The following is a 9,965-nucleotide window of genomic DNA, read 5'->3' as shown; positions in this document are numbered from 1 at the left end:
CGGCGATTCCGGAAAACTGCCCAAAATCGGTCACGATAAAACGGAATGCGCGGTCACCATCATCCAGAACAGACGGTCACGTTCAAACGGAATGGGCGGTCACGATAGGGCGGAATACGCAAACACAACTTATCGATTTAATTCAAAAAAATCTCAGCCATATACTACCTCCATGAAGCTATCAAGGATGGCTTAACCTGCATCCAATTTACTGCTAATGGAGGAAGATTCTCATGACACCCCACTGTCCAAAGTGTGGTTCCCCAAATGTTATATCTCGCAATCTAGGAAGAAAGGTCGGCGGTGCCACTGGGGCCGCTGCCGGTGCTGCGTCTGGGGCTGCCGGAGCCCTTAGTGGTGCCAAGGCGGGGGCGCTGGTCGGTGCAATGATAGGCCCGGCAGGCATTACCATTGGCAGCCTGTCCGGTGCTGTATTTGGTGGATTGTTAGGCGGCACGACCTTTGGTGTTGCCGGTGCCAAGCTGGGCCATGAGCTTGATCAGAAAATGCTCGATAACTACGCCTGCTGTGCTTGTGATTGCACCTTTCGTCCCCACGCTGAGTAACCCCCTTGCAGCGGGCCTCTCTGCCGCTTAATACGACGACTACCTCTACACGCATTCGCTTGCCCGCCTTACTCAGGGCGGGCCGCTATGCCGTGCGCGCTCATTAACTTTGAAAACCCTCAAGGAGTTTGTAATGGCTCATCTTGTTGAACAAATGGCTTACGTTGGCGATACCCCTTGGCATGGCCTGAGGCAGCAACTTTCTCGTCATCAACCGCTGGAAGTCTGGCAGCAACAGGCCGGTATGAACTGGCACATTGAAGAAGCCCCGGTCCGCTTTATTGCCGAAGGCGCAAGCCACCTGGGCAGCATTCACTCATTTCCCGAACAGAAGGTGCTCTATCGCTCCGATACGAAGGTACCGCTATCGGTGGTGTCCCAGCGCTATAAGGTGGTGCAACCCGAAGAAATATTGGAATTCTATCGAGACCTCACCGAGTACGCTGGCTATGAGCTGGAAACCGCTGGGGTATTAAAAGGCGGTCGTAAGTTCTGGGCTTTGGCACGTAGTGGCTTAAGTACCTCGCTTAAAGGCCAGGATGAGGTCAACGACTACTTACTACTGGCAACCTCGTGTGACGGCACCTTGGCGACGATGGCCACACCTACCACGGTAAGGGTGGTGTGTAATAACACGCTGCAGATTGCAGTGGATGGCACCTCACAAGCCGTGAAAGTACCCCATCGCTCGGAGTTTGATCCCCGAGCGGTGAAGAGCCAGCTGGGGATTTCCGTCTCGCAGTGGAACGACTTCATGTATCGCATGAAGGCCTTGGCAGAACGCAAGATTGATCACCATGAAGCACAGCACTATTTCCAGTCAGTGATTTGCGGGGCAGAGAAGCCACTGGATGATCCCTCCAAACTGCCCAACTACCGGGCCCTGAACAAAGTGCAGAAGCTCTACCACGGCGAAGGCCGGGGTTCACACCTAATCACCGCTAAAGACACCGCCTGGGGCTTGCTTAATGCCGTGACCGAGTACGTGGATCACGACAAACGGGCACGTAGCAACGACACCCGTATGGATTCAGCGTGGTTCGGCCAAGGCGCCCAACTCAAGCAGGAAGCACTGGATGCCGCGTTAGCGCTAGTGTCTTAACCAACCTATCGGTAGGGCGTCGTTCTACCCCTTACTGCGATTTTCCAAACCAATGATATTCACCATCTCCCCGGCATAGACGCCCAGCCCCACAAAGGCTGGGCGTTTTGCTGTGGGGCTTATGCCGCGAGGTACTGCCATGACGTTTATTTCCCATGCCATTGAAGTTGCTTTAACGCGTCTGACTGAAGAGCTAATAGCCAACCATGCCCACCGCGCTGACACCGTGGTCTGCGCTCAAGGCACGTTTTATCGAGCAGAGGTACGGCTAGTGCCTATTAAAGCTAACGAGCTAGCCCAGCATTTAGCGGAGTAATACCGCCATCACTTCATAACGATGCCTGGCGACACGGCATCACCACCATTCTTTGTTTTAATGGAGGTGCCCCATGGCACGATCCTCTAATGTGGTAAATTCTTCTTCCCGCCTGGTAAGTCCCCCAACCAAAGCCAACGCCGCCGCCGTCACGGCTGTCCCTGCATCCCCCGTTGAGTCGACCTCAACAGCAGAAAGCACCGCGATCATCCAGGTAATTGAACGCGCTGCCCTCAATCCCGACGTCGATATCGACAAAATGGAGCGTCTCCTACAAATGCAGGAACGCGTCATGGACCGTCAGGCCATGATGGCTTATAGCGCTGCCATGGCCGCCATGCAGACCGAACTCCCCAGCATTGAAGAGCGCGGGCAAACCAACAACGGCTTCTACGCCACGCTGGAGGATATTGTCGATACCGTGCGCCCGATCATGCAGAAGCATGGCTTTGCGGTGAGCTTTCGTATTCAGACACAGGAGCGCGGCATCCAGGTAACCGGTGTACTGATGCACAAGGATGGCCACCGTGAAGAGACCAGTATGCTATTGCCTGCGGATATGAGTGGTAACAAAAACGCCGTGCAGGCGTTTGGTTCCTCTACCAGCTACGGCAAGCGCTATGTGCTTTCCGCACTGCTCAACATCACCACACGCGGCCAGGATGATAACGGTAACGCCAGTACCAAGGCGGGTATCAAGACGATAACCCCGTTCCAGGCAGGCCAAATCCAACGCCTGATCAGCCAATGCCCCGCGACGACTCAGGAGTGGTTTAGCGGCAAGTACGGCTCAGCCGTGCAAGTACCGTATAGCGACTTCGACAAGCTCCGGGCATCCCTTTCTAAGCGAGCCGTTAACTAAACGGCGTACCAACCCTATCTGAGTAAAGGAGGCATCCATGCAGATACTCACTATGCCGCAAGGCTCCCCTGAATGGCTGGCGGCGCGCTTAGGGCGCGTCACCATGTCGGAGCTAAAGTCATTGCTGGTTAAGGGTAAAGGCCCTGGTGGGTTGGGCACCGGGGCGATTACCTACATGCACCAGTTGATCGGCGAGCGGATTACCGGGGAACTGGCCGAGCCGTTTCAAGGTAACGCGAATACCCGTCGTGGCCATGAGCTGGAAGGCGTGGCCCGTGCGCTTTACTGCGATGCCACTGGCGAACCCCAGCCCCAGGAAGTGGGCCTGATCCTTAATCATGAGGTGGGCTACTCGCCAGACAGCCTGGTAAACGCTAACGGTCTGCTAGAAATCAAAACCAAACTGCCCAAGTTCCAAATCGAAGTGCTGTTGAATGGAGAAATACCCGATGAGCACATTCCCCAATGCCAGGGTGGCTTATGGGTAAGCGAACGGGAATGGATCGACTTTGTGAGCTATTGGCCCGGGATGCCGCTGTTTATCAAACGCGCCTACCGTGACGACATCATGATTCGCACCATTGCTGAACGGGTTGAAGCATTTCATGAAGAGATGGAGCGACGCATCAGCCAAGTGATGGTCGCGTGAGCCAAGCTCATCACCAACGTACCGTAGACCAAGTAACGACATAGACGCCGGGGCCACCACCCCGGCGTTTTTTTATTTTTTGGAGGCAACCATGACGCACTCAAAACTAAAAGCCGGGGAAGAGGCGGGTACTTACCTCGTTACATCGCCCGTTACCGAAACTGACATCATCACCATGGCCAAGCGCTTTGCGCGGCGTAAAATCGCAAAAGGCCGCAAGATAACGCAGCCCTCGCAGGCATTCGAGCATCTGCAACTACTGCTTCAGGACTACGAACATGAAGTATTCAGCGTGCTATTCCTCGATAGTCAGCACCGCGTGATCCGCTTTGAAGAACTTTTTCGCGGCACCATCGACGCGGCTAGCGTGTATCCCCGTGAAGTGCTGAAAGCAGCACTCGCCTACAACGCTGCTGCTGTAATTCTGGTACATAACCACCCCAGCGGTGATCCAGAACCAAGTGACGCAGATCGGCGCATAACCGAGCAGCTTAAAGAGGCCCTCGGGCTGATGGACATTCGAGTGATTGATCACGTCGTGGTGGGAAGTGATGGGTGTAGGTCGTTTGCGGAGATGGGGTATTTGTAGCTGTATCGTTCTCAACCTAGAAATGAAGCTGTCCCTTGCTGGGATGGCTTCAATTTGCTGGAAACGTTTTATTTTTTGTACGTACTTCGCGTTATTACCCAGCCGAACGATATGCCATCATAGTGGCCACGCTTTCAGATAAGCACAGGATTGTTAATGAACACGACCCCGCTGGCCTATCAGCTTTCCGGCCATATTACGGCTGAAGCTCCGCTCAACGTCAGCTACTTCGGGATGGACGAACGGCTGCCCCGCACTCCCCACGGCCAAGTGTTTCTTAACGGCGGCACGTTACGAGGGCCGCTGCGTAAAGCAGGCCTGAATATGCTAATACGCGAACTTGCCAGCCTTAAAGACCAGCCGTTAGACCTCGTTTTCAATCGAGCGCAAATGTATATGCTGGGCGAAGGCATTGATGTCTCGCGAGATGTTAATAACGAAGCGATGGGGCGCAATTACGACCCACGTGCGGAAGCGTTTTTGCGTCAAACGAACCCCTTCATGAGCCTATTTGGCCGCTGGAAGCTGGCAGGCTATTTAGAAGTAGGCCCACTGCTCACCAGTACGAGCAACCTTATAACGGCAGGTCAAGGGGTGCGTCATGATCAATTTGAGCATGATCCACGCTTGGTGACCTACTTGAGCGCTGACGAGCAAGCGGCGTTGATGGACCAAATGCGAAGTACCCAAGAAAGCATGGCGGAAATTGAAGAGGTGCGAGAACAAATTCGCCTCATCAAAGTCGACGCGCGTAAAACTGATGATGTGGCGGCTAGGCAAGCCTTTGCAAAGCAGACCCGAGAACTGGAAGCCCAAGAGAAAGCGATCCGCAAACAGCGTGAAGGTTCTGAAGAATCGATTAAGCACCCGTTGCCAGGTTATGAAGCTATTGCGCCGGGTAGCCAGCTGCAAAGCCGCTTAAAACTCATAGAGGGGACGCCGGAAATACTGGGTCTCTTGCTGCATTGCCTTGCTGAATTTTCTCACCATCCCCGCCTAGGGGGCCACTTAGCTAATGGTTTCGGAGCCATTAGCGCTGAGTGGCAAGTAATGCAGCGTTCGCCGGGTGAGCGTCAAGCAGAGGCGATAGGCATGGTGAGGATAGACGACATGGGAATGACATTAGAAGGGGAGCCATTGGAACAGGCGTGGCAGGCCTTTAAAGTGACGCTGCCTAGCTACGACTTCACTCTATTCAGCCGCCAAGAAGCCCGTCAACGTTGGAAACAGCGCTAGCCATGGCAGTGCCATCGCAAGGGGGCGACCCAGCTTTAATGCAGCCCTTTAAGCTCATCCTACAATTACATACGCCGCTGATACTGCCACGAGTAGTGCCGCGTTTAGACACCTTATTACACGAAGCGGCTTGCCGCCGCGCCTTAGACTGGGGACACCCCCCTTCGCTGCCGCTTACTTATGACCATGAGCAGGGCGCTTTTCGCGCCTCGCAGCTGATCTTTGGGGTAACGCCGCAGTTTGGTCTGGAGGCGCATGAGGTAGGCATGGTGGCCCACCTATATAAGCTGCCTTTATTAGCGGCGCGCAACGTGCGGGCACCGCTGCGCTTTGATGGTGGTGATTGGGCACCGAAACTCACCCTCCACAAAGGGCGGCTATGCCCGTACTTAATATTTTATGCAGAGGGTGATCCAAGCGCCTGTACTGACCTGTTGAGTGAGATACCACATATCGGCATTGCTTATGCACGTGGGCAGGGGGCGGTCAGTATTATGAGCACCGTTCCAGATCATGAAGAACGGTGGCGGCAACGTAGCTGGCGTGTACCCGAAATGCATACCGGTATGCCTTATACACCCCTGACAGACTGCCTACGCCTGACGCCAGCGGGCAGCGATGAGCCGGTTTATCGGCCACCGCGCATTCTGCGTGAGGTAATGCAATGACAGTATACGGCGCTGCACCTGCCCCAGTGCGGCCTCAGCACATGGGCTACCAACTTCTTTACCAAGCTACGAGCGCGTTAAGGCGTGGGAGCTTTGCAGCAACGCTGACGCCTACCACTCTCAACTGCGCATGTTGTGATCGAAGATGGGCAGAGGTCGAAGCACCTTTTAAAGCCGTTGAATACCACTATGGTAAGTGTGGTGAGGCAGAATACGTCTGTTTAACCTGCTACACCCCGCGCATACCCAGCCAGGACATACTCGGCTTAGAACGCATGAATGTTACAGGGAAGACCCAAACCCCTATTTACGGCAAGTTGGGCATGCTGGTGGGGTCGGGCGGCATTATTACGCCAGAAGCAGAGCTATACCTGACCCTGCCGCCCAAATTGTTTGAAAAATACCGAGATGGCGAGTGGGGCCAGCAAGGACGCTTAAGCATTGAAAAGCCTTTTGTGCGCTTGATAAGTCTATTAATACAGGGGACGCTTGACCCGATTGAAGACGGCTTTGTTTACATCGAAAACTGGGGGCGTAAAGTGGATGGCCTAATGCGCCAACTGATGCCCACCACATCGCTGCATGAACTCTGGTGTAACAGTGAGAACGGTGCCAGCGTATTGGACTTACACGCGATAATCACCACAGCCCAAGTGATGCGTGATCAGGGGTTGGACAGCCAAGCAGGCCGCTTTGCTTTCTGGAAACCGATTCTTGATGCAGCCAAAGGGCAGCGTGATGACAAAGCGTTTGCCCAGTGGTTGGAGAACGTGCCAGACCCCGCCGCGCTTTTGCAGGCGATTCCAACAGATCCCTACGACCGCTTAAGACTACCTGCCGTATTGGGATGGGTAATGCCACACTTGGACAAGTTGTTGCCTTACTGCCAAACAAAGATCCAGTCTTCACCAGCTACGTTTTTATCAGCTCAGTCATCAACACAACCGCCGGTGGCATCCAAGCCATCGAATGAAGGCGCGCAAGTTGAGCCTGAACAGGGCAACCTGTTTTAACCCGAAAGACGAGAGGGGATAAATCCCACGCTATGCAGGTGCATTACTACGAAGCCAGCGCGCTATGCCACCCTGGGAACACGTCAGGGCACCCAGTCACACTCGATGATTACCACTGCACTGCGTGGCACCTCTTTTCAGGTGATACCCACTCCCCCCAGCGCGAGCGACCGTTTATTTTTCGTGCCCAGTGGTTAACCCAAGAGCAACACTTGTTTAGCGTGCGCTCAGCGCGTGATTTCCCCCATGCAGAAAAGCGTGTACTGACGCTTAACGAAGGAACCACGCTGCAGCTGGAGTGGCACTGGGTGCCTACCGTCGCCACGCGGTTATCGTCCAGCGGCGAAAGGCTGCCCCGTAGCCAGCATATACCGGCACCGCGTGAACGGTGGGCTAGTCTTATTATTGAGCGTATGCAGCGCCAAGGGTGGGCAATAAATGTTGGTAGCGTTAGCTTTTATCCACTGGGGCGTTGGCCTCAGCAGCATAAAATATCGGTGCAACACCCGGTGGTAAGGGTTTGCGCTGAAGCAACCGTCATTGACACGCCACTGGCGGCCACCGCATGGTTTCAAGGGGTGTCTCGCCTACGTACTTACGGCATGGGCATGCTTTGCCCCTGTTAGGTTGTCGCTCACAATTATTGCTATCATTACGCCGTTCCGCCTCAGCGGAAGTGTTTGCAATGAATTGCAGACTTCGATGGAACGTTTGAACCTCTCGCCTTTGCGGGAATTCCCTTTGCGGAAACAGTGCCCCAGTTTTGCTGGGGCATTCGCTCTCCTACCTAGATAATGCCCCTATGCACCCGGTACTCCATTACCTCAGCGACATACTGCCTAAACGCCCAGGCTTTCAGCGTAACCCGGTGCAAATTGCGTATGCCGAAGCCCTTTTGGATGGCCTAGCTCAGAAAGGAAAGCTGCACTTTGTAGAGGGTGATACCGGGATCGGGAAGTCACTCGCTTACCAGTTAGCCCTGGCCGATTGGGTTGCCAAAGGCAAGCTAATGGGCGGTAAGCAGGCAGCGCGCCGAGCATTGATCTCTACCCATTCCAGGGCATTGCAGCGGCAGCTGCTCCAGCCAGATAACCTCGCGATCGTGCGTGACTACTTAACACATGCCCAGTTGCCGCAACTTAGTTTTGCGCTGCGCATGGGCCGGGATAATTACCTGAATCCCGAACGGTTAGCGCTACTTTTGGGTGTGCCGAGTTTAGATGCCGCAGCGGAAAGCACTCGATTACCCGACACGCACCGCCGTTTAGCGCGTTGGGGGCTGAAAAGCGATGGCTGCCTGCTTGATCTGGATGCTGCGCTGTTACCTGATGGCTGGCAGTTAGCCGATATTGCCCTGCGGCCCAACGACCCCTTATCGGAAAATCTAGAGGCACAACAGCAGGCCGCCCAACAAAGCGATGTGCTCATTATTAATCACGCACTGTTAGCGGTAGACCTGGTTACCCAAGGGAAAATCACTCATGCAGAAGCGCCCTATGTATTATTACTGGATGAAGCGGAGCACTACCCGGAAATCGCTGAAGAACTGCTAAGTGACCGCGTATCGCTGCAATCCACCACTTATCTACTTAATCAGCTAAAGCAGCATCGCGTGGCTAAACAGTGGCAAACCTTGCTGGATAACATGACCGACCGTGGGCGGGCGGGACGCGCCCACAGTTTAACGCCTTACCAAGGCGAGGCTCTGCAAAGCGCTGTGAAAGCGTTATTAAAACTGCGCTTGCGCGAGCCAAGCCATACGCCAGCACTATGGCAGGAGTGGCAGCATTTACGCCAGAGCGTGGAGAGCATTGCCCTTCGCTTACGCGAAGCTAGCCGCTACTTAGTGTTGGATTATTCCCCGGTGCGTGGATTGCCAGGGGTGGTTGCCCACGCCCCTAGCGCCGCTTCTAGTTTAAAAGCCGGTGCTAATAATCGGGTCACGTTGATGACCTCCGCGACGCTGTCAGACTTGAACCATGCGCCAGGCGAAATACCGCATTTTCGCTATATGCGTAGCCGCTTACAGCTGCCGGTCACTCATCCACGCAGCGGACTACAGCGTAGCTTTCAGGCCCAGCAGTTTGGCACCTTACGGTTTCGTTTACCGCGTTGGTTGCCACATCCGCTGTTGCAACAAGCGGATGACCGTTACCAGCTTGCCCCACAGTATTGCCAGCAGGTGCTTCCTTATCTAACTGACCAGCCAGGGCGCACCTTGGTGCTATGCGCTAGTTATGCAGATGTCGCCGCGCTAGTGGCTGCAGGGCCGGCTGCTCATTCACACAGGCTGGTTGCCCACTATGCAGGTACAGGGTTAAACGAGCTGGTTGCCCGCCTAGAAAACGATTCGATTTTGCTCACCCCCGCCGGGTGGGAGGGGTTATCGCCAAACCGTGAAGGGAACCAAGCGTACTGGCAGCATGTGGTGGTATTGCGTAATCCCCGCCCGATGGTCAGCCAAGTGGAACAGCACCTTGTCGAGCAGATGTTAATAAACCGCAATGTCAGTCACTCGGAAGCCACCCATATTGCTAAGGGCACGCTTATGCGTAAAAGCACCGTGCGTACGCTACATAAGCTGCGTCAAGGGCTGGGGCGGGCGATTCGTCATCCAGATGATGATGTTTTGATAACCTTATTGGAACCGCGCATCCCCCGCCCTTCCGGTGCGCCTGCCTGCCAAGGGGTGTACACACAACAGGTGTTACTAGGTGCCATACCCGCACGTTTTTATTCAGCTTACCAACTAGCTGAGGAACCTAGTGGGCAAGAAGCTGCTGCTGCTCCAACCACCGCTCAAGCACTCGCCGCACTTTTATAAGCTTCTGTAAACGGCTAATTTCGGAGCGCACTCGTCACAATATACTGCCTGCAACACACGCAGGTATGCTCAAAATAGTCAGCAGCCACTTCATCTTTACTAATTTTTACATTATTTTTTGGTGGTAAAGCTAAAGATTC

Annotated in this window: 12 protein-coding genes; all 12 read left to right on the top strand. The window is 54.4% G+C overall.

Annotation, left to right across the window (positions count from 1 at the left end; all coding sequences use genetic code 11):
* The coding region (locus V8L71_RS05305; protein ID WP_336273421.1) for a hypothetical protein at positions 1-196 on the top strand (196 nt) is incomplete at its 5' end.
* 37 nt (positions 197-233) lie between these two features.
* Positions 234-566 carry a hypothetical protein gene (locus tag V8L71_RS05300; RefSeq protein WP_290698545.1) on the top strand — a complete coding sequence of 111 codons (333 nt, stop codon included), beginning with the start codon at positions 234-236 and terminating at the stop codon, positions 564-566.
* 133 nt (positions 567-699) lie between these two features.
* Positions 700-1,668: a DUF932 domain-containing protein gene (locus V8L71_RS05295; protein WP_336273420.1), complete on the top strand. Its 969-nt coding sequence runs from the start codon at positions 700-702 to the stop codon at positions 1,666-1,668.
* Positions 1,669-1,807: 139 nt separating this feature from the next.
* Positions 1,808-1,984 carry a hypothetical protein gene (locus V8L71_RS05290; protein WP_161491498.1) on the top strand — a complete coding sequence of 59 codons (177 nt, stop codon included), beginning with the start codon at positions 1,808-1,810 and terminating at the stop codon, positions 1,982-1,984.
* A gap of 73 nt (positions 1,985-2,057) precedes the next feature.
* The gene (locus V8L71_RS05285) at positions 2,058-2,846 is read left to right on the top strand and encodes an ERF family protein (RefSeq protein WP_336273418.1); all 789 of its coding nucleotides are present in this window, start codon (positions 2,058-2,060) and stop codon (positions 2,844-2,846) included.
* A gap of 37 nt (positions 2,847-2,883) precedes the next feature.
* Positions 2,884-3,495 (top strand): lambda exonuclease family protein, encoded by a 612-nt coding sequence (locus V8L71_RS05280; protein ID WP_336273417.1) that lies wholly within the window; start codon positions 2,884-2,886, stop codon positions 3,493-3,495.
* Between the two features lie 91 nt (positions 3,496-3,586).
* Positions 3,587-4,084, top strand: a complete 498-nt coding sequence (gene radC, locus V8L71_RS05275) for a RadC family protein (RefSeq protein WP_336273416.1) — start codon at positions 3,587-3,589, stop codon at positions 4,082-4,084.
* A 156-nt stretch (positions 4,085-4,240) separates the two neighbouring features.
* Entirely contained in the window at positions 4,241-5,320 is a 1,080-nt protein-coding gene (locus tag V8L71_RS05270) for a hypothetical protein (protein WP_336273415.1), read from the top strand.
* A 2-nt stretch (positions 5,321-5,322) separates the two neighbouring features.
* Positions 5,323-5,988, top strand: coding sequence for a hypothetical protein (locus V8L71_RS05265; RefSeq protein ID WP_336273414.1), 666 nt, complete (start codon positions 5,323-5,325; stop codon positions 5,986-5,988).
* Positions 5,989-6,263: 275 nt separating this feature from the next.
* Entirely contained in the window at positions 6,264-7,001 is a 738-nt protein-coding gene (locus V8L71_RS05260) for a hypothetical protein (RefSeq protein WP_336273413.1), read from the top strand.
* Positions 7,002-7,033: 32 nt separating this feature from the next.
* On the top strand, positions 7,034-7,627 hold the full coding sequence (locus tag V8L71_RS05255) for a hypothetical protein (protein ID WP_336273412.1): 594 nt from the start codon (positions 7,034-7,036) through the stop codon (positions 7,625-7,627).
* Positions 7,628-7,803: 176 nt separating this feature from the next.
* On the top strand, positions 7,804-9,825 hold the full coding sequence (locus V8L71_RS05250; protein ID WP_336273411.1) for a helicase C-terminal domain-containing protein: 2,022 nt from the start codon (positions 7,804-7,806) through the stop codon (positions 9,823-9,825).
* The last annotated feature ends 140 nt before the right edge of the window (positions 9,826-9,965 follow it).

The sequence above is a fragment of the Vreelandella indica genome, from assembly GCF_037070225.1.
GTDB lineage: Bacteria > Pseudomonadota > Gammaproteobacteria > Pseudomonadales > Halomonadaceae > Vreelandella > Vreelandella arctica.
The sequence above is the reverse complement of the archived record's forward strand: the minus strand, read 5'-3'. Positions and strand labels throughout refer to the sequence as shown.

What these genes read in the sequence shown, in the direction of transcription:
- V8L71_RS05300 (WP_290698545.1), top strand. Translation starts at nt 234, where the DNA reads ATGACACCCCACTGTCCAAAGTGTGGTTCCCCAAATGTTATATCTCGC.
- V8L71_RS05295 (WP_336273420.1), top strand. Translation starts at nt 700, where the DNA reads ATGGCTCATCTTGTTGAACAAATGGCTTACGTTGGCGATACCCCTTGG.
- V8L71_RS05290 (WP_161491498.1), top strand. Translation starts at nt 1,808, where the DNA reads ATGACGTTTATTTCCCATGCCATTGAAGTTGCTTTAACGCGTCTGACT.
- V8L71_RS05285 (WP_336273418.1), top strand. Translation starts at nt 2,058, where the DNA reads ATGGCACGATCCTCTAATGTGGTAAATTCTTCTTCCCGCCTGGTAAGT.
- V8L71_RS05280 (WP_336273417.1), top strand. Translation starts at nt 2,884, where the DNA reads ATGCAGATACTCACTATGCCGCAAGGCTCCCCTGAATGGCTGGCGGCG.
- radC (WP_336273416.1), top strand. Translation starts at nt 3,587, where the DNA reads ATGACGCACTCAAAACTAAAAGCCGGGGAAGAGGCGGGTACTTACCTC.
- V8L71_RS05270 (WP_336273415.1), top strand. Translation starts at nt 4,241, where the DNA reads ATGAACACGACCCCGCTGGCCTATCAGCTTTCCGGCCATATTACGGCT.
- V8L71_RS05265 (WP_336273414.1), top strand. Translation starts at nt 5,323, where the DNA reads ATGGCAGTGCCATCGCAAGGGGGCGACCCAGCTTTAATGCAGCCCTTT.
- V8L71_RS05260 (WP_336273413.1), top strand. Translation starts at nt 6,264, where the DNA reads ATGAATGTTACAGGGAAGACCCAAACCCCTATTTACGGCAAGTTGGGC.
- V8L71_RS05255 (WP_336273412.1), top strand. Translation starts at nt 7,034, where the DNA reads ATGCAGGTGCATTACTACGAAGCCAGCGCGCTATGCCACCCTGGGAAC.
- V8L71_RS05250 (WP_336273411.1), top strand. Translation starts at nt 7,804, where the DNA reads ATGCACCCGGTACTCCATTACCTCAGCGACATACTGCCTAAACGCCCA.